The organism is Simplicispira psychrophila DSM 11588 (genome assembly GCF_000688255.1).
GTDB lineage: Bacteria > Pseudomonadota > Gammaproteobacteria > Burkholderiales > Burkholderiaceae_C > Simplicispira > Simplicispira psychrophila.
This window is the reverse complement of record NZ_JHYS01000008.1, coordinates 122,943-141,997: the sequence shown is the minus strand read 5'-3', so window position 1 is coordinate 141,997 and position 19,055 is coordinate 122,943. Positions and strand designations below refer to the sequence as shown.

The following is a 19,055-nucleotide window of genomic DNA, read 5'->3' as shown; positions in this document are numbered from 1 at the left end:
ACGGCATGGATATTCAAGGCAAGATATTTATCGTCACCGGCGGGGCCTCGGGCCTGGGTGAAGGCACAGCGCGGATGCTGGCAGCACACGGCGGCAAGGTGGTCATCGCTGACATGCAGGTAGAAAAAGGCGAAGCGGTTGCCAAAGACATGGGCGGCGTGTTCCTGCGCTGCGATGTCAGCAGTGAAGCTGACGGCCAGGCCGTGGTAGCCCGGGCGGTATCGATGGGTAAGCTAATGGGCTTGGTCAATTGCGCCGGCATTGCGCCCGCAGGAAAAGTCGTGGGTAAAAATGGCCCGCACGCGCTGGATTCCTTCCGGAAGACGATCACGGTTAATTTGATCGGCAGCTTCAACATGATGCGTCTGGCCGCTGAAGCCATGGCCAAGAACGATCCCGAGGCCACGGGCGAGCGCGGCGTGATGATCTCCACCGCCAGCATCGCGGCCTACGATGGCCAGATCGGCCAAGCCGCGTATGCGGCCTCCAAAGGCGGTATCGTCAGCATGACCTTGCCGATTGCGCGCGAACTGGCGCGCAGCGGCATCCGTAACATGACCATCGCCCCCGGTATTTTTGGCACCCCGATGCTGTTTGGTATGCCACAAGAAGTGCAGGACGCACTGGCGGCTGGCGTCCCCTTCCCCAGCCGCCTCGGCACGCCCCAGGATTACGCCAAACTGGCGCAGCACATTTTTGAAAACGACATGCTGAATGGCGAAGTGATTCGCCTTGATGGTGCTATTCGTATGGCACCGAAGTAAATCTGCACATCAAAAAATAGAGCTTGAAGCGCAGAATCCGTAAGGATTAGCGGCCTTTTGGACCAAAAATTCCACCACAGTGTTCGTCTGCACCAGTGGAATTTTCTACTCTGTGGGCATATAACCATAGATCAGAAATAAAAAAACCGCTGCAGCCTTTCGACTACAGCGGTTTCTAACTGGCGGAGTGGACGGGACTCGAACCCGCGACCCCCGGCGTGACAGGCCGGTATTCTAACCAACTGAACTACCACTCCTGGTAGGCAGCTTTTGCTTGCATCTTCATGCAAACCAAGCGCTACAACTTGGCGACCCCACGGGGATTCGAACCCCGGTACCTACCGTGAAAGGGTAGTGTCCTAGGCCTCTAGACGATGGGGTCAAAACCTTGGAACTTCCGACTGACAAAAATCTTGGTGGAGGTAAACGGGATCGAACCGATGACCTCTTGCATGCCATGCAAGCGCTCTCCCAGCTGAGCTATACCCCCACTGGTTGGCTTGCCCTTGGCATGACCAACATTTAACTGGCGGAGTGGACGGGACTCGAACCCGCGACCCCCGGCGTGACAGGCCGGTATTCTAACCAACTGAACTACCACTCCTGGTAGGCAGCTTTTGCTTGCATCTTCATGCAAACCAAGCGCTACAACTTGGCGACCCCACGGGGATTCGAACCCCGGTACCTACCGTGAAAGGGTAGTGTCCTAGGCCTCTAGACGATGGGGTCAAAACCTTGGAACTTCCGACTGACAAAAATCTTGGTGGAGGTAAACGGGATCGAACCGATGACCTCTTGCATGCCATGCAAGCGCTCTCCCAGCTGAGCTATACCCCCATTAATGACAACACATATTATGTTTTTATCGTCACCACCTGAGCCTTGAATTATAGACAGGTTTTTTAGCGATTTTTCAATCTTGCAATAACTTTTTCTCTGCCCATCAATTCCAGCAGCGCATCCACAGATGGCGTGTGTGCCGTACCTGCCACCAACACGCGCACCGGCATGGCCAGTTGGGGCATTTTCAGTCCCTGTGCGGCCAGCACTTGTTTGATGGCAGCAGCAATAAACGCTTTATCCCAAGCGCCTTCTTGCAACGCCTCGGCCAAAGCAGCCAGCGCTGGGCCGGCGGCTGGTGTGACATGCTTGTCGCGCTCTTCCTGCACCGCCTGCACCGTGTCGCCATAGAACACCACCGCCCAATCGGCCAGCGCGACCGTGGTATCGCAGCGGTCTTTGAACAGCGCACAAATGCGAGGCAGACGACCATCCGCTATATCAGCAGCGGCCATGCCACGCTTTTCCAGTTGCGGTGCCACCAGCGCCGCCAGCGCCTCGTCGTCCATGGCTTTAAGGTGCTGGGCATTCACCCAACGCAGCTTGGCTTCGTCAAACTGCGCGGCGCTGCGACCGAGGTGATCCAAGTTGAACCACTCCAGGAATTGTTCACGGCTGAAAATCTCGTCATCACCATGGCTCCAGCCCAAGCGGGCCAGATAGTTCACCATGGCTTCGGGCAGATAGCCTTCGTCGCGATACTGCGTCACCGGCTTAGCGCCGTTGCGCTTACTCATCTTCTCGCCCTGCTCGTTCAGCACGGTCGGCAGGTGGGCATAGATCGGCGGTACTTTGTCCAACGCTTGAAAGATGTTTATCTGGCGCGGCGTGTTGTTGACGTGGTCGTCACCGCGAATCACATGCGTGATGGCCATGTCAATATCGTCTACCACCACGCAGAAGTTATAGGTCGGTGTGCCATCAGGCCGCGCAATCACCAAGTCGTCGAGTTCGTCGTTGCGGATCTCAATGCGCCCCTTGACCTTGTCGTCCCACGCCACCACGCCGCCTTGCGGGTTTTTAAAGCGCAGCACCGGTGGTACGCCTGCGGGCACCGGAGGCAAAATTTTGCCGGGCTCAGGGCGCCAAGTGCCGTTGTAGCGCGGCTTTTCTTTGGCGGCCATTTGCGCTTCCCGCAGGGCATCGAGTTCAGCCATGCTGGTGTAGCACGGGTAAACATGACCAGCAGCCTGCAGTTGTGCCAGCACTTCTTTGTAGCGATCCATGCGCTGCATCTGGTAGAACGGCCCTTCGTCGGGATCCATGCCCAGCCAGCTCATGCCTTCCAAAATCACATCCACTGCTGCCTGGGTCGAACGCTCCAAATCGGTATCTTCAATACGCAAGATAAAATCGCCGCCCGTGGCGCGCGCAAACGCCCATGGATACAGCGCCGAGCGGATGTTGCCTAAGTGGATGAAACCCGTGGGTGACGGCGCAAAGCGCGTGCGCACATGCACTGGCGCCGAAGTATTTTTTTCTGTCATGGCAAGGTATCCAGACCCCGTGCGAGGTCGATTTTCAAATCGTCAATATATTCCAGGCCCACGGCGACGCGGATCAGGCCTTGACCGATGCCAGCGGCTTGGCGCTGCGCTTCGCTCAGGCGCCCGTGCGAGGTGCTGGCAGGGTGGGTGATGGTGGTTTTGGTATCACCCAGGTTGGCGGTGATGCTGCACACGCGCGTGCTGTCTATGACATGGAAAGAGCGGCTGCGCGCATCCACAGCATCGCTGGCGCGTACATCAAACGCCAGCACCGCGCCGCCCAGACCCGACTGCTGGCGCATGGCCAGTGCGTGCTGCGGGTGCGATGGCAGGCCGGGGTAGTACACGCGCGCTACAGCGGGGTGCGCCTCCAGCCACTGCGCCAGCGTCAGCGTTGTCGCGCTTTGCGCCTTCATGCGAATCGACAGCGTCTCCATTCCCTTGAGCACCACCCAGGCGTTGAACGGCGACAGATTCATCCCGGCGCTGCGGATCAGCGGCGCCAGGATGTTGTCGATCAGCGCGCGCGGGCCACACACGGCTCCAGCCATGACGCGCCCTTGCCCGTCGAGAAACTTGGTGCCGGAGTGAATCACCAGATCGGCGCCGAAGGCTGTCGGGCGCTGCAAGGCCGGCGAGGCGAAACAGTTGTCCACTGCCAGCAGCACACCGGCCGCGTGGGCGATGTCGGCCAGCGCTTGGATGTCGCACAAATCGGTCAGCGGGTTGGTGGGCGTTTCGGCAAACAGCAAACGTGTTTCGGGGCGCATGGCGGCCTGCCAAGCGCTGGCATCGGTTTGCGGCACAAAGGTGGACTGCACGCCAAAGCGCGCAAACTCGGTGCCGATGAGCCGCATGGTCGAGCCGAACATCGACTGTGAGCACACCACATGGTCACCCGCCTTAAGCAAGCCCAGGCACAGCAACAAAATGGCCGACATGCCACTGGACGTCGCCACCGCCGAATCAGTTCCTTCCAGCGCCGCCAAGCGCTGCTCAAAGGCTGTCACCGTCGGGTTGGCGGTGCGCGAATAGGTGTAACCGTCTTCTTCGCCAGCAAAACGGCGTGCAGCCGTGGCAGCATCAGGCTGTACAAAACTGCTGGTCAGGTACAGGGCCTCGGAGTGCTCGCCGTATTGGCTGCGCGGCACGGACTGGCGCACCGCGAGCGTATCGGGGTGCAGACCGGGGGCAAGTTGGTGGTTCATGCTGGGCATCACGCCTTACGCCTCCTGGGCATTGGGCAATGCCAGGCGCGAGGTATCTTCTTCGTCCTCTTGCACACCCACGCGGCCTTCATTCAGACGCTCGATGTCCTCGGCGGTGATGTCGCCAGTGACGTAGACGCCATCAAAGCAGGAAGCATCAAAACCATCGAGCTTTGGATTAAGGGAGCCAATGGCTTTTTTCATGCCTTCGACGTCCTGATAGATCAAGGCATCGCAGCCAATCGACTGACGGATTTCTTCGACCGTGCGGCCATGGGCCACCAACTCACCGCTGGTAGGCATATCGATGCCATACACATTCGGAAAGCGCACCGGCGGCGCGGCACTGGCCAGATAGACCTTGCGCGCACCCGCATCGCGCGCCATCTGCACGATCTCGCGGCTGGTGGTGCCGCGCACGATAGAGTCGTCCACCAACAGCACATTGCGACCTTTGAACTCACTGGCAATGACATTGAGCTTCTGGCGCACTGATTTTTTGCGTACGCCCTGGCCCGGCATGATGAAAGTGCGACCGACATAGCGGTTCTTAACGAAACCTTCGCGGTACGGCACACCCAACAGATGAGCCAACTGGGTAGCGCTGGGGCGGCTAGACTCAGGAATCGGAATGATCACGTCAATCTCGTTGGGTGGCACGGTGGACACCACCCGCTTGGCCAGCGATGCACCCAGATTCAGGCGCGCCTGGTACACCGAGATGCCGTCCATCTCCGAGTCGGGCCGCGCCAGATAGACAAATTCAAAAATGCACGGCTGCAGCTTGGGTGATTCGGCGCACTGACGCGCATGCACTTGGCCGTCGAGCGTGATGAATACCGCCTCGCCTGGCGCGATATCGCGCTCGAACACATGGCCTGTGCCTTCCAGCGCTACCGACTCACTGCCCACCATCACGGTGCCGTCTTGGCTGCGGCCCATGCCCAGCGGACGAATGCCGTGCGGGTCGCGAAACGCTACCAGCCCGTGGCCAGCAATCAAGGCGATCACTGCATACGAACCCTTGACACGGCGATGCACCGCGCTTACGGCAGTAAACACGTCCTCGGTTCGCAGCGGAACGCCATGCGTGGAGCGCTCCAGCTCGTGGGCAAACACGTTCAACAGCACTTCAGAGTCGCTGTCGGTATTGGTATGGCGATGGTCGGTAGAAAACAGTTCAGAGCGCAAGGCATGGGCATTGGTCAGATTACCGTTGTGGACCAACACGATACCGAAAGGTGCATTCACATAAAACGGCTGCGCCTCTTCTTCACTGTAGGCATTGCCGGCGGTGGGGTAACGCACCTGCCCCAGACCAGCACTGCCGGGCAGCGCGCGCATATTGCGCGTGCGAAACACGTCACGCACCATGCCTTTTGCCTTGTGCATGAAGAACTTGCGCCCTTGCTGGGTGACGATGCCGGCAGCATCCTGCCCACGGTGTTGCAACAACAACAGCGCGTCATAAATCAGTTGGTTGACCGGGGCGCTACTGATAACGCCAATGATTCCGCACATAGTTGACTCTCGTTGATTCGCGGGGCCAGGCCCGCATACCTTGAGCAAGAAGCTCGGCCGACAGCCGATACCCTCCCGCCAATCCTTAAATCGTGAACACGTTCTTATTTATGACGGCAGATACTTGCCAAATTCTTCCGGCAATGCCGGTTTGAGCTCTTTCAAGGCCACTGACAACCAGGGCGCACCGCTCGATTCATGCCACCAGTCGCTTTCGTGCAAAGGCGTCAGCTGGGCCAGCACGGCCATGACCAGCAGCAGCACCCCAGCGCGCACGACACCAAACAGCGCCCCCAGTGCACGGTCGGCAGGACGCAAGCCCGTCGCCTCGACCAATTTTCTGGCCAACGCGGCCACCATGCCACAGCCAAACAAGGCCAGCACAAATACGACAGCAAAACCTGCCGCATAGCGTCCCGCACTGGGCCATCCACTCAGCGGCAGCAACGCTGCCAGGTCGGCAGCAAACCACTGCGCCAGCACAAACGCTGCAGCCCAACTCAATGCAGACAACAATTCAAATACCAATCCACGCCAAGCGCCGATCAGCATCGACACCAGTAATACCCCGACAAAAATCAAATCCAGCGCAGCCATGGCGGGCACATACGCTCTATAAGGTGAGGATAGAGGCAGACAAATCTAGAGCCCTGATGCGCGCAGCTGCTTTTTCTGCCTCGGCTCGGTTCACCAGCGGCCCGACCCGCACCCGAATACGCTTGCCATCCTTGGTCTCCACCACCTGGGTATAAGTCTTGAGTCCGGTGCGTTCGACTTTCTGGCGTGCTTCACGGGCTTTGTCGGCATCAGCAAAAGCGCCAATCTGCACAATGAAACGTCCCTCTTGTGCCCCTATAGATGCAACTGCAGCGGGGGACTGCGGTGGCGGAGAACGCCCTTCTAGCAGCGCACGCGCACGTGCAGCATCATCGTTATGTGGTGCCGGCTTGGGCGCCTCTGGCTTGGGTACTGGTTTTGACTCAGACTTGGGCTCAGGCTTGGGTACTGGTTTTGGCTCAGGCTTGGGCTCAGGCTTAGGCACTGGTTTGGGATCGGGCTTGTGCTCCGGCTTGGGCTCGGGTTTGGCTACTGGTTTCGGCTCAGGCTTAGGCACTGGTTTCGGCTCAGGTCGCACCTCTGACTTGGCTGGCACCAGAGGGGCTACAGCGGCAGCAGGTTTGCGTCCGGGAGACGACTCCAGCACCTCTTCGCCGTCAGACAGACTGGCCACCGCTGCGGCACGGCTGGCCGGCGCTGGCGCCACGGCTGCAGGCGCGCCATCAGGCACCACCAGTGGGGCTACGCGGTTGCGGTCAGGGATTTCAATAGGGATATCGACAGGAATCGGGCGTGGCTGAGTATCAAACAACATCGGAAAGCCGATGACACCGAGCAGCACCAGCACCCCGGCACCGATCAGGCGATGGCGGGCGCGCCGGCGCATCACATCGATGTTCTCGGTGCGCTGCTCACGCGAAGGTTTTGTCGACTTATCGTCTTGCCGCTTTTGACCCGGCCAGCGAAACTTGAAAAATGCCATGAAGTTGCAAAAACCCGTGCGTGCCTGTCAGCCCAAGTGCTTCGAGTGCAGGCGCGGCGTCCCGTTGATTAAAACGCCGCCCACTGTGTAAAACGAGCCAAAGACGACGATTCTATCAGTGGGGGCGGCTGCGGCCACGGCAGCATCGAGTGCTGCTTGTGGACTGGCAAAGGTCGCCGTGGGCACGGTGCGCCGGCCACCGGCCACCATTTGCCAAGCATTCCATTTTTGTTGCAAACCAGCTGCAGTGGCCGCGCGCGCCGTCGGTAGATCGGTGAAATACCAGCGATCCACCAGCGGCGCCACCTTGGCCAACATCGGCCCAAGGTCTTTGTCGGCCATGGCGCCGAGCACGGCGTGTGTGGTCGGAAAGTAGCCCATGGCATCCAGGTTGGCCGTCAGTGCCGCCACCGAATGCGGGTTGTGCGCGACATCCAGCACCAGCGCCGGTTGCCCGGGAATGATTTGAAAACGCCCCGGCAGCTCGACCATCGACAAACCATTGCGCACCGCTTGGGCCGTTACCGGAATACGATCGCGCAACGCCTCCAGCGCCGCCAGCGCGCCCGACGCATTGATCAGCTGATTGGCACCGCGCAACGCCGGATAAGCCATCCCGGCATAGCGCCGCCCACGCCCGGCCCAGCCCCACTGCTGCTTGTCGCCAGAAAAATTGAAGTCCTCGCCAAAGCGCCACAGATCGGCCCCCATCTCGCGGGCATGGTCGATCACACTTTGCGGCGGCATGGGATCACTGACGATGACCGGTTTGCCGGTGCGCATGATGCCGGCCTTTTCGCGGCCAATGCTTTCGCGGTCGGGGCCGAGGTATTCCACATGGTCCACATCAATGCTGGTGATCACCATGCAGTCGGCGTCGATGATGTTGGTGGCATCGAGCCGCCCGCCCAGACCGACTTCCAGAATCACTACATCCAGCGACGCCTGGCTCATCAGGTGCAGGATGGCCAGGGTGGTAAATTCAAAATAGCTGAGCGAAATCTCCGCGCTATTTTGGGTTCTGGCGCTTTCCACAGCGGCGAAATGCGCGATCAAATCAGATGCATCGACCGCCTCACCACGCAGGCGGCAGCGTTCCTCGAAATGCACCAGATGCGGCGAGGAATACACCCCGGTACGGTAACCCGCCTCACGCGCAATGGCTTCGAGCATGGCGCAGGTCGAACCCTTGCCATTGGTGCCAGCGACGGTGATGACCGGGCAGTCAAAGCGCAGCGCCATGCGGCGCGCGACCTCACTGACGCGCTCCAGTCCCATCTCGATGGGGTGCGGATGCAGGCGCTCGCAATGTGCCAGCCAGCCTTCCAAGGTGTCAATAGTAGTGTGCATACAGGGCGGTATTGTCGCCGAGCGCGGGCTTGCCGCATGATGCCCAACATGATTACCCCTGACATCACCCTGTACGGCATCAGCAACTGCGACACCGTAAAAAAAGCCCGTGCCTGGCTCAGCGCCCAAGGGCTAGAGTACCAATTTCACGATTTCAAAAAACACGGCGTGCCTGCTGACCGGCTGACGCAGTGGATGGCTGCCGTCGGCTGGGAAAAGCTCGTGAATCGCCAGGGCACCACCTGGCGCAAGCTGGACACCGCCACCCAAGCCGCCGTATGTGATGCCGCCAGCGCCAACGCCTTGCTGCAGGCGCACGCCAGCGCCATCAAGCGCCCGGTGGTCGAATGGCGTCGCAGCGCCGAAACTCGCACCACCGTAGGCTTCGATGCAGCCCTGTGGACACAGCTATTGCACGGCGCAGGCTGACGGATGCAAATCAACTGTCCCACCACCCTTGCCGTATCTTTACGCAGATTTACGGTGTCCCAGCACCCCCTTTGCAGCTGGCGCATAAACTTTATGTGGGTCTGGCGCGTTAAGAAGCGGTTCAATTTCGCCAAATCCGAAAGGGATTTCTCCATGAAAAAAATCGCACTCTTCTCTCTCCTCGCCGGCGCAGCCACGCTGGCCAATGCACAGGAGGAGGCACGTGTGCTCTCGGCCACGCCCGTCGTGCAACAAGTGGCCGTACCCCAGCAGGTGTGCGACAACCAGACCGTCTACACCGGCCAACAGACCACGGGCGGCGGTGCCGTGCTGGGCGCTCTTGCCGGTGGCGCCGCGGGCAATGCCATTGGCGGCGGCAGTGGCCGCGCGGCAGCGACCGCACTGGGCGTGATCGGTGGCGCGCTACTGGGCAATCAGATCGAGGGTAACGGCCGGCCCACCTACCAGAACGTGCAGCGCTGCAATACCCAGACCTATTACGAAAACCGCACCGTCGGCTACACCGTGGTGTATGAATACGCCGGACGCCAATACACCACGCAGACGCAAACCGACCCTGGCCGCACGATCCCCGTGCAGGTACAGCCACTGGGCAACGCCAACGGCAACAGCAACAGCAACAGCAACGGTATGCCCTATCCGTATGGGCACACCTACTCAACGCAGTCCAACCCTTACAACCCCAACGGCGTAGTTATCCAAGACAACCCCTATCCGCCGCCGTACCAGCAGCAGCCGCAGTACGTGACGCCGGTCATCATTGAATCCGACTACTACTACCGTGGCGGCAACGCACCTCGCCACCGCTGGCGCTGAAAACGACACGCACTGATCCACTGATCGCCAAGAGCCCTTCGGGGCTCTTTTTTGCGCCCTGCGCCCATAGCCTGAGTGCGCAACACCAGACAGCCGGTGGCCTAAAATTGCCGGTTTGTCCTTGTAGAAACACCCTCTTCCATGACCACCGAAAAAATCGACGGCGTCTCCGTCACCACCCAGGCCAGCGTGTACTTTGACGGCAAGTGCGTCAGCCATGGCATCACCTTCCCCGACGGCACGAAAAAATCGGTCGGCGTGGTGCTGCCCAGCGCGCTCACCTTCAACACCGGCGCGCCCGAAATCATGGAATGCGTGGCCGGTCGTTGCGAATACCGTTTAGACGGTTCAGACACCTGGCTGACCAGCACACCGGGCGAGCAATTCAGCATTCCCGGTAACTCCAAATTCGACATCCGTGTCACCGACGCCTACCACTACATCTGCCACTTCGGTTGAAATTTAACGTATTTTCAGCCTCTAGCCTTTACCAGGCAAGCGTAAGCAGCTATCATTTTTGAGAGATACCTCATGGCCACTATTCTGCAAAACCTCCCCATCGGTCAAAAAGTCGGCATCGCTTTTTCGGGCGGCCTCGACACCAGCGCCGCCTTGCTGTGGATGAAGCTCAAGGGCGCACAGCCCTACGCCTACACCGCCAACCTCGGCCAGCCCGACGAGCCCGATTACGACGAAATCCCGCGCAAAGCGATGGAATACGGCGCGGAAAAAGCCCGCCTGATCGACTGCCGCACGCAACTCGCCCACGAAGGCATTGCCGCGCTGCAAGCCGGCGCCTTCCACGTCAGCACCGCCGGCGCCACCTACTTCAACACCACGCCGCTGGGCCGCGCCGTCACCGGCACCATGCTGGTCGCCGCGATGAAGGAAGACGACGTCAACATCTGGGGCGACGGCAGCACCTACAAGGGCAACGACATCGAGCGCTTCTACCGCTACGGCCTGCTGACCAACCCGGCGCTCAAAATCTACAAGCCGTGGCTGGACCAGCTGTTCATTGACGAGCTGGGTGGCCGGTCTGAAATGTCGGCCTTCATGACCGAGCATGGCTTTGGCTACAAGATGAGCGCCGAAAAGGCGTACAGCACCGACAGCAACATGCTCGGCGCCACGCACGAAGCCAAAGACCTGGAGTTTTTGAACAGCGGCATCCGCATCGTCAACCCGATCATGGGCGTGGCTTTCTGGAAAGAAGACGTCGCCGTCAAAGCCGAGGAAGTCTCGGTGCGCTTTGAAGAAGGCCAGCCGGTGGCGCTGAACGGTGTTGAATTCAACGACCCGGTCGAACTGATCCTGGAAGCCAACCGCATCGGCGGCCGCCACGGTTTGGGCATGAGCGACCAGATCGAAAACCGCATCATCGAAGCCAAGAGCCGCGGCATCTACGAAGCCCCCGGTTTGGCGCTGCTGCACATCGCTTACGAACGCTTGGTGACGGGCATCCACAACGAAGACACCATCGAGCAGTACCGCATGAACGGCCTCAAATTGGGTCGCCTGCTGTACCAAGGCCGCTGGTTTGACCCGCAAGCCATCATGCTGCGCGAATCCGCCCAGCGCTGGATTGCCCGCGCCGTCACCGGCACCGTGACGCTGGAGCTGCGCCGCGGCAACGATTACTCGCTGCTGAATACCGAAAGCCCGAACCTGACCTACGCGCCCGAGCGCCTGTCGATGGAAAAGGTCGAAGACGCACCGTTCTCGCCGCTCGATCGCATCGGCCAGCTGACCATGCGCAACCTCGATATCGTCGATACGCGTGCCAAACTGGGGATCTACGCCAACGCCGGGCTGCTGTCACTGGGCGGCAATGCGGCACTAGCGCACCTGTCGGATGACAGCAAGCGCTGAGAGCACAGACCGAGCGCGCGCTAAAATACAGAGTAAAAACAGCCTCTAGCCCTTTCTTAGCAAGCGCTGATAGCTATAAAAACAATAGTATTTGAGCTCCCCACCTCAGCAAACCGCCCGCTCACACGATCGGGCGGTTTTTTTATTCTTGGTGAGCTGCGACAGCCGCACGCGCCCGTAGTTCTGACCGCTGCCGCACTGGGCGCCTATTTGCTGCCACGCGCTTGGCAGGAATCGACCGAAGGCAGGCGGGGCCTGTGGAGGGTCAGAGTGATCTTCAGTTGATGATTTTTGCTGCAGCGCTTACTTCACGTCCAAAGCCATCGCGGCTTCGGAACTGCCTTGCTCGGCAGCTTTTGTATACCAATATTGAGCTTGCTGCGGATCATTGGCGACACCAATTCCATTTTTATACATTTTAGCGAGCGCCAACTGCGCCTCTGCCTGGCCTTTTTCGGCGGCTTTTCGATACCAGACCACCGCTTGGCGCGTCTCCTTGGCAACCCCTATGCCATGCTCATACAGAGTGCCCAAATGAAATTGCGAGTTGGCGTGGCCTTGTTGTGCCGCTTTTTGATACCAGGCAGCCGCCAGTTGCTCATTCTTGGGAACACCGAGGCCCTTTAAATACAGGCTGGCAAGGGTGAACTGGCCATAGCTATCCCCATTTTCTGCCCCTTTTTGATACCAGGCTGCAGCTTCCTGATCGTTCTTGGCAACACCGAGTCCACTGGAGTACATGAAACCCAGATTAGATTGCGCACTGGCATTGCCTTGCTGAGCTGCTTTTCGATACCAATCGACCGCCTGTCGCTCATCCTTAGGAACGCTTTTTCCCTTGGAATACATCTCTCCCAAAAGAAACTGCGCTTCAGCATTCCCTTTTTCCGCTAATTTTTTCAACCCAGCAAACCCAGTGCTGTAATCAGCATTCTCGCGATCTGGCAGGGCAGGCCTGCTATCTTGCGCCATTGAAACGGTATTTATTGCTATCGCCAAGGCCATGAAAATGGACTTTGTTAAATGCTTTAAATTCATTATTGTCATAGTCCGCGATTTATATAATTTCTATCTCAGACCACTACCGGCTCGGGCTCCAGTCGGATACCAAAGCGCTCATACACACTGGTCTGAATGGCGCGCGCCAGAGTCATGACTTCACCACCAGTCACGCTGCTTTCGCCGCGTCCTTTATTGACCAGCACCAGCGCCTGTTTTTCATAGACCGCGGCTTGGCCGACGGTCTTGCCCTTCCAACCACAGGCATCAATCAACCAGCCGGCGGCCAGCTTGATACGGCCATCGTCCAGCGGGTAGTGCACAATTTTAGGCTCGCGCGCAATGATGTCGGCGCACTGCTCGGGCGTGACGGTGGGGTTTTTGAAGAAGCTGCCAGCGTTGCCAATAACCGCAGGATCGGGCAGCTTGGCGCGGCGAATGGCGCAAACCCAGTCAAAAATCTGCTGCGCCGTGGGCGGTACCACACCGGCGTCAGCAGCCTCGGCAGCACGGCGTTCCAGTTCGACGTAGCCCAGTTCAGGCTTCCATCGCTTGGGCAGGCGAAACCGCACCTGCGTGATGACCGCGCGCCCGGCCAGACCCATGCCGCGCGGCAGTTGTTCGCCGGCTTGGGGTGCAGCTGGCGCATGTTTGAAAACCGAGTCGCGGTAGCCAAAAGCACATTGCGCCGCATCCAGCGTGAAGCGCTGGCCAGTGCGCAGATCGACCGCATCCAGCGAGTCAAAGCGGTCTTGCAGCTCGACGCCATAGGCGCCGATGTTCTGCACCGGTGCGGCGCCGACGGTGCCGGGGATCAGCGCCAGATTTTCCAGGCCCGGCCAGCCTTGCGCCAGCGTCCAGGCCACAGTGTCGTGCCAGGATTCACCTGCGCCGGCCTCAACGATCCAGGCGCGTTCCGTTTCCTGCACCAGGCGGCGGCCCTTGATTTCGATCTTCAGCACCACCGGCCTGACATCGCCGGTCAGCACCACGTTGCTGCCACCGCCCAGGATGAGCACCGGGGCGGTACCCAGCACGGGGTCGGCGCGCAGCGCAGCGATATCGGCACTGGAGCGCACGCGCACTAGGGTGTCGGCGCGGGCCATGATGCCAAAGGTGTTGTAGGGTTGGAGGGAGGCGTTTTTCTCGACTAACATCGACCCGATTGTCGCACCGGCCCTTGGTGCGACGCGATTTTTGAAGAGTAAACCCACCATGCCATCTTTTGATACCGTTTGTGAAGCCGACTTTGTCGAAGTGAAAAATGCCGTTGAAAACGCCGCCAAGGAAATCGGCACGCGCTTTGACTTCAAGGGCACGTCTGCGGCCGTCGAGCTGAAGGACAAGGAAATCACCATGTACGGTGACGCCGAATTCCAGCTCACCCAAGTCGAAGACCTGCTGCGCAACAAGCTGACCAAACGCAACGTCGATGTGCGCTTTCTGGACATCGGCAAGTCGCAGAAAATCGGCGGCGACAAGGTCAAGCAGGTCATCAAGGTGCGCAACGGCATCGAGAGCGAGCTGGCCAAGAAGCTGCAAAAACTCATCAAGGACAGCAAGATCAAGGTGCAGGCCGCCATCCAGGAAGAAAAAGTGCGCATCAGCGGCACCAAGCGCGACGATCTGCAAGCGGCGATGGCCCTGATCCGCAAGGACATTGCCGACATGCCGCTGTCGTTCAACAACTTCCGCGACTGAGCTCCGCCGTACTCTGTGCCTGTGCGACATCCCGTGCCACTGCGCAAATGCAAGCCACTGCAATAACGAGCAACTGATACTGGAAAAGCACCCTTGAACCCTGCCATGCACTCCCCTACCCTGGCGCGCACGGCGCACAACGAAGAATATGAAGACTTGCTCAGCCTGTGGGGCGACCTGGAGTCGGCGCTGTCGGTGTTGCTGGCACGCCCGACGCAGGCACGCAGCTTTCAGGCCAAGGTGCGCCAGTTCGACCAGTGGCTGCAAGAACTGGTGGCGCACGACACAGACGCTGCGCTCTACCTGATGTTCCAGCTCGCCGCCACGTCCACCGTCGGCTACAGCGCCTCGCACGCGCTGGTGTGCGCCACGTTGTGCCACCTGATGGCGCGCGAGTTCGAACTGCCCAGCCACGAACGCAACGCACTGGTGCGGGCTGCCTTCACCATGAATATTGGCATGACCGCGCTGCAGGACACATTGGCCGATCAGCGCGAAAAACCCAGTGCCGGGCAGCAAGAGGCCATCCGGCACCACCCCCTGCACAGTCAAGAGTTGCTGGAGCAATTGCACATCACCGACGACCTGTGGCTGGAGGTGGTCGGCCAGCACCACACCATTCTGGGGGAACGCATCCCCCTGGCCAGCCTGGCCGTGCAAGACCGGCTGACGCGCATTTTGGGCGCCATTGACCGCTATGCCGCCATGATCAGCCCGCGCAAATCACGCCCCGGGCGCAGCGCCACCGACTCGGTGCGTGCTCTGGTGGGCAAAGAAGTGGATCAGCGCGATGAGGTCGGCTACATGCTGGTGCGCAGCGTCGGTCTGTGCCCACCGGGCACCTTTGTGCGCTTGGACAACGGTGACATCGCCATCGTGCTGCGCCGCAGCGAAAAACACAACCAACCGCTGGTAGCCAGCCTGCTCGACGACACCGGCCAGCCGCTGAACGAGCCGCGCCTGCACCGCACCAGCAGTGGCAAGCCGCGCATCCAGTCGGCGCTGACACGCGCGGCCGTCGCGGTCGAACTGAACCACCGCACCATGGTGCGCCTGGGCCTGTATGCGGCGCAGCCCCGTACCGACTTGGCCACCGATCCTGGCGACCTGCACTGATGGCGCAGGCGCTCAAGGCGGGCGCCGGGCCAGTTGCTGGTTTTTTGCTGCGTCTTTACGGATGACCCCAATACAGTAGCGCATCACGCCCCTGCACGGACAATTCCACCTGCGCGCCTACTGGCAGGCACACCTTGGTCTCGACGTGGCCATACGGCAACTGGGTCAGCACCGGCGTGGTGATCTGGCGGCGCAGCCAATCGACCACGCTTTGCAGCTTGAAGCCCTTGTCGTGCGCCGCCAGGGTATAGCTGGTGAACTGGCCAAAAATCACCGCCTGCTGCTGTGCCAGTACGCCGGCGTAGAGCAGTTGCGTCAGCAGGCGCTCGACACGGTAAGGGTGTTCGTTCACGTCCTCAATGAACAAGATGCCGCCCGGCACCTGCGGCAGGTAGGGCGTGCCGACCAACGAAGCCAGGACAGCCAGGTTGCCACCCCACAGGCGCGCAGCAGGGATGTCAAATTCGACGGGGGCAGCGGGTGTTTCAGGCGCGGCGCCTGTGACCGGCTTGGCGCGCGGCAAACGCCAGCCGGCGCCTTCACCGTGGCCACAGATCAAATCGTCAAAGCAGGCCTCCATGATGTCGTCGGGCAGCTCTTGGGTGCCAAAGTCCGGGCACAGCGCCGGGCCAGCCCAGGTGACGGCGCCGGTTTGCGCCAGCACGGCATTCTGAAAAGCGGTGAAGTCGCTGACACCGACAAAGCGCAGTCCGCCATCGATAGCACGCGCCACCGCCGCATAGTCAATGCCCGGCAGGATGCGCGTCAGGCCATAACCGCCGCGCGAGATCAAAGCCACATCGGCGCCGCTAGCCGCAGCGCGGTGGATAGCCGCTAAGCGCGTGGCGTCGTCGCCGGCAAAACGGGTGTGGCTGGACAGAGCATCCACATCAATTTCGACCTCGTAGCCGAGTTTTTGCAGGCGCTTGACGCCGCGCCGAAACGCCGCCTTGTCGCGCACCGCGCTGGAGGGCGAATAAATGTAGATGTGCTTGGCGCCGTGATCATGGTGGTGATCGTGATCGTGGCCGCAGTGGCAGGTGTCGTGGTCAGAAGACAAAGCGCTCGGGCCGTGCTGCGGCCCGCTCCGTACAAGGAATGAAAAAATCAGGGGCTGAAGTATTTCACAGCTTTTTGCGCTCTCTCAGCACCCGCTCAAAAGCGCGCAGCGCGGCGCGACTGCCCCGGTCGGGGAAGGGCGCATCGCAGGCCGCGCCCTCGGGCAACACCTCTAAGGGGGAGAGGTCAGCGGGTAACGATGCATCAGGCGTGTCCATAAAGCGCTCGGGCATTTGCACTGGCAGCTGCGCACCGCACTCACCTGCATTGCCGTGCAGCACCAGCACAGCGCGCTGCAAGTCCAGCCGCTCGACCCATTCGCGTAGCACCTGTTGGTGCCATTGCAAGGTGTGAAAACTGTCTTTCTTGGGCTTGTCGCTCTTACCAAAACCAATCAGATCTGGCGCCACCACACGGTGGCCAGCAGCGGTCAACACCGGTAGCCAATGGCGGTAGACATAGCTCCAAGCCGGCGTGCCGTGCAGGCACAGCCAAGTGATAGAAGTATGGGAAGCCTCGCGCGGCCCTTCATCCAGATAGTGCAAACGCAGGCCGGCCAGCGCCGGCAAGTCATTGACGTAGTGCGGCGCCCACGGGTAATCGGGCAAGTCGGCAAAACGCGCCTCCGGCGTGCGCAAGGCGTCGTCGCGCAACGGATGCCGAGCGATGGCCTGGGCGCGCTGCTGGCAGCGCCGGGCACGAAAAAATGCACCCAACAGCGCTGCGCATTCCTCGGCCAATACGCCGCCCTGCACCTGGGTCTGGTGGTTCAACTGCGGTTGGGCAAACAGATTCAGCACCGAACCGGCGACGCCGGTTTTAGCATCGGCGGCGCCAAACACCACCCGCGCCACACGGGCGTGCAGCATGGCGCCGCTGCACATGGCGCAGGGCTCCAGCGTGACGTAGAGCGTGCAGTCCTGCAGCCGGTAGTTGCCCAGGTGCTGCGCTGCGGCGCGCAGGGCGACGATTTCAGCGTGCGCGGTCGGGTCGTGTCCCTGTACCGGGGCGTTGCGCCCGGTGGCAATCAGCTGGCCTTGGTGCACCACCACGGCGCCCACCGGCACCTCACCGTCCTGCGCCGCCGCACGCGCCTGGGCGAGTGCCAAGCGCATCCAGTGCCCGTCGGCAGATTCATTCATGCAATATTATTTTGATAGCTATCATCGCTTGCTACATAAGCGTTACAGGCCATTTTTACCTCTATTTTATTGATCAGTATCCGGCATGGCACGTGGCTGCATCAGTCCTTCGACGGCCTGCTGCACCTGCTGGCTTTGCGCACGCACACTGGCTGCGGGCACCGCAAGGGGCGTACTCGCCAGCTGTTTCTTGGTTAACAGGCCGACAGCGGCCAGCGCCAGCAGCAGAGAAAGAATTCCGACGGCAGCGCGCATGGGAGGGTTCCTGGAAACGAGGCATTGTGGCGAGCTGCCACTTTATCGCAAGGCAACCAGGGCGTGCCGGACTATCCCAGCTCTTCCTTGAGGGCCACGTCGTACAAACCGGTGAGCTTGTCCATCACTTCGAGCAAACGCTCGCTGGTGGTGGCCACGGCTTGGAGGCCGCGCATATCAGGCTGGCGCTGCAGAGCCGCATCAAAAAAGATCCATTGCGACGCGCCCAAGCCCAACTCGTTGCGAATACCGGCCGAAGAAATGGACGCAGCCCCCAGAATGACCAGCGCCTGCTTGAACTCGGTCGCGTCCGAGATCATCTGATTGGCCACCGCCTGGTTGTTGAAGCCGGCCGCGGCTAGGCTGTAATTTTTGGCCAAGCGCTGCGACAACATGCGTTGGCGCCCCGCCGTGATGACCAGGCGTGCCGTACTGGTTTTAGATAGCTTTTCAAGGGTCTGGGTCGCGTTATCGGCGCTGGCCAGCATTTTGTCGGCTTGCACGGACACCGCCGCCACCGCCTCTTTGCTGGGCGGCTGATCGAGCAGTGCCTCCAGACCCAGCGCCAGTTTTTGTACCTGTGCCAATTGCTCCGCCAAGTCCTGCGGCCACTGCGCCTGGGCCAGATCGGCAAAACCGGAGTGCACCAGTTGGCGTGCCGTGACCAGCACAGTGCGGGCCTGTTCGGGCAGCACGTTCAGGTGGATTTGGCAATACGCTTTGGCCATGCGCTGCGACAGCGCCCGAAAACGTGCCGTGCGGTTGATGGCGGTAGAAAGCACCAGTTGGGCCTGCGCCGTTTGCCAGGTAGGCACCAACAGCGCGGCGGCCATGGCCTGCAGTAGGGTGCGACGCGTCGCAGAACGGTCGGAAGAACAAACTGGTATTTTCATTAATCAACAAACTAATCAGAACGGATGATGGAAGAGCGTTTG

At 60.3% G+C, this 19,055-nt stretch carries 18 protein-coding genes, 6 tRNA genes and 1 pseudogene; 7 read left to right on the top strand and 18 right to left on the bottom strand.

Annotated features, from left to right (window positions below):
- Nucleotides 1–5 precede the first annotated feature (5 nt).
- Nucleotides 6–764, top strand: coding sequence for a 3-hydroxyacyl-CoA dehydrogenase (locus Q390_RS0110255; protein WP_027995974.1), 759 nt, complete (start codon nt 6–8; stop codon nt 762–764).
- Nucleotides 765–944: 180 nt separating this feature from the next.
- Here the strand turns inward: Q390_RS0110255 and Q390_RS0110250 are convergent.
- From Q390_RS0110250 to folC, 12 genes are all read right to left on the bottom strand, one after another.
- A tRNA-Asp gene (locus Q390_RS0110250) sits at nt 945–1,021 on the bottom strand.
- A gap of 49 nt (nt 1,022–1,070) precedes the next feature.
- Nucleotides 1,071–1,146: transfer RNA gene (locus tag Q390_RS0110245), tRNA-Glu, on the bottom strand.
- Nucleotides 1,147–1,178: 32 nt separating this feature from the next.
- Nucleotides 1,179–1,254, bottom strand: a tRNA-Ala gene (locus tag Q390_RS0110240).
- Between the two features lie 37 nt (nt 1,255–1,291).
- Nucleotides 1,292–1,368 (bottom strand) — tRNA-Asp (locus Q390_RS0110235).
- A gap of 49 nt (nt 1,369–1,417) precedes the next feature.
- Nucleotides 1,418–1,493: transfer RNA gene (locus Q390_RS0110230), tRNA-Glu, on the bottom strand.
- 32 nt (nt 1,494–1,525) lie between these two features.
- Nucleotides 1,526–1,601 (bottom strand) — tRNA-Ala (locus Q390_RS0110225).
- A gap of 65 nt (nt 1,602–1,666) precedes the next feature.
- Nucleotides 1,667–3,091 (bottom strand): glutamate--tRNA ligase, encoded by a 1,425-nt coding sequence (gltX, locus tag Q390_RS0110220; protein WP_027995973.1) that lies wholly within the window; start codon nt 3,089–3,091, stop codon nt 1,667–1,669.
- Nucleotides 3,088–4,299, bottom strand: a complete 1,212-nt coding sequence (locus Q390_RS0110215; protein ID WP_027995972.1) for an O-succinylhomoserine sulfhydrylase — start codon at nt 4,297–4,299, stop codon at nt 3,088–3,090. Before Q390_RS0110215 ends, gltX begins: the two co-directional genes overlap by 4 nt.
- A 15-nt stretch (nt 4,300–4,314) precedes the next feature.
- On the bottom strand, nt 4,315–5,820 hold the full coding sequence (gene purF / locus Q390_RS0110210; protein WP_027995971.1) for an amidophosphoribosyltransferase: 1,506 nt from the start codon (nt 5,818–5,820) through the stop codon (nt 4,315–4,317).
- 108 nt (nt 5,821–5,928) lie between these two features.
- Complete coding sequence (locus Q390_RS0110205; protein WP_027995970.1) at nt 5,929–6,417, bottom strand: CvpA family protein; 489 nt, start codon at nt 6,415–6,417, stop codon at nt 5,929–5,931.
- A gap of 16 nt (nt 6,418–6,433) precedes the next feature.
- Complete coding sequence (locus Q390_RS0110200) at nt 6,434–7,360, bottom strand: SPOR domain-containing protein (RefSeq protein ID WP_027995969.1); 927 nt, start codon at nt 7,358–7,360, stop codon at nt 6,434–6,436.
- 27 nt (nt 7,361–7,387) lie between these two features.
- Complete coding sequence (folC, locus tag Q390_RS0110195) at nt 7,388–8,710, bottom strand: bifunctional tetrahydrofolate synthase/dihydrofolate synthase (RefSeq protein ID WP_027995968.1); 1,323 nt, start codon at nt 8,708–8,710, stop codon at nt 7,388–7,390.
- Nucleotides 8,711–8,758: 48 nt separating this feature from the next.
- Between folC and Q390_RS0110190 the strand changes: the two genes are divergently transcribed.
- The 4 genes from Q390_RS0110190 (at nt 8,759) to argG (ending at nt 11,848) form a co-directional block, all read left to right on the top strand.
- Complete coding sequence (locus tag Q390_RS0110190; protein WP_037472728.1) at nt 8,759–9,139, top strand: ArsC family reductase; 381 nt, start codon at nt 8,759–8,761, stop codon at nt 9,137–9,139.
- A 153-nt stretch (nt 9,140–9,292) separates the two neighbouring features.
- Nucleotides 9,293–9,976, top strand: coding sequence for a glycine zipper 2TM domain-containing protein (locus Q390_RS0110185; protein ID WP_027995966.1), 684 nt, complete (start codon nt 9,293–9,295; stop codon nt 9,974–9,976).
- A 141-nt stretch (nt 9,977–10,117) separates the two neighbouring features.
- Entirely contained in the window at nt 10,118–10,435 is a 318-nt protein-coding gene (ppnP, locus tag Q390_RS0110180) for a pyrimidine/purine nucleoside phosphorylase (RefSeq protein WP_027995965.1), read from the top strand.
- A 72-nt stretch (nt 10,436–10,507) separates the two neighbouring features.
- Nucleotides 10,508–11,848, top strand: coding sequence for an argininosuccinate synthase (gene argG, locus Q390_RS0110175; RefSeq protein WP_027995964.1), 1,341 nt, complete (start codon nt 10,508–10,510; stop codon nt 11,846–11,848).
- Between the two features lie 303 nt (nt 11,849–12,151).
- On the opposite strand, the gene Q390_RS18175 is transcribed toward argG, so the two are convergent.
- Together Q390_RS18175 and murB are read right to left on the bottom strand one after the other, a co-directional pair.
- On the bottom strand, nt 12,152–12,886 hold the full coding sequence (locus Q390_RS18175; protein ID WP_211250447.1) for a tetratricopeptide repeat protein: 735 nt from the start codon (nt 12,884–12,886) through the stop codon (nt 12,152–12,154).
- A gap of 35 nt (nt 12,887–12,921) precedes the next feature.
- Complete coding sequence (murB, locus tag Q390_RS0110165) at nt 12,922–14,004, bottom strand: UDP-N-acetylmuramate dehydrogenase (protein WP_027995963.1); 1,083 nt, start codon at nt 14,002–14,004, stop codon at nt 12,922–12,924.
- 58 nt (nt 14,005–14,062) lie between these two features.
- Between murB and Q390_RS0110160 the strand changes: the two genes are divergently transcribed.
- On the top strand, nt 14,063–14,548 hold the full coding sequence (locus Q390_RS0110160; RefSeq protein WP_027995962.1) for a YajQ family cyclic di-GMP-binding protein: 486 nt from the start codon (nt 14,063–14,065) through the stop codon (nt 14,546–14,548).
- A 105-nt stretch (nt 14,549–14,653) separates the two neighbouring features.
- A complete protein-coding gene (locus tag Q390_RS0110155; protein ID WP_027995961.1) occupies nt 14,654–15,664 on the top strand; it encodes an HD-GYP domain-containing protein in 1,011 nt (336 codons plus the stop codon).
- Nucleotides 15,665–15,719: 55 nt separating this feature from the next.
- On the opposite strand, the gene Q390_RS0110150 is transcribed toward Q390_RS0110155, so the two are convergent.
- From Q390_RS0110150 to Q390_RS0110135, 4 genes and pseudogenes are all read right to left on the bottom strand, one after another.
- Nucleotides 15,720–16,724, bottom strand: coding sequence for an LD-carboxypeptidase (locus Q390_RS0110150; RefSeq protein WP_027995960.1), 1,005 nt, complete (start codon nt 16,722–16,724; stop codon nt 15,720–15,722).
- Nucleotides 16,725–16,812: 88 nt separating this feature from the next.
- Nucleotides 16,813–17,865: pseudogene (gene tadA / locus Q390_RS18170) on the bottom strand (tRNA adenosine(34) deaminase TadA); the annotation flags it as partial.
- Between the two features lie 66 nt (nt 17,866–17,931).
- The gene (locus Q390_RS0110140; protein ID WP_027995959.1) at nt 17,932–18,120 is read right to left on the bottom strand and encodes a hypothetical protein; all 189 of its coding nucleotides are present in this window, start codon (nt 18,118–18,120) and stop codon (nt 17,932–17,934) included.
- 71 nt (nt 18,121–18,191) lie between these two features.
- On the bottom strand, nt 18,192–18,953 hold the full coding sequence (locus Q390_RS0110135; RefSeq protein WP_245606898.1) for a type IV pili methyl-accepting chemotaxis transducer N-terminal domain-containing protein: 762 nt from the start codon (nt 18,951–18,953) through the stop codon (nt 18,192–18,194).
- Nucleotides 18,954–19,055 lie beyond the last annotated feature (102 nt).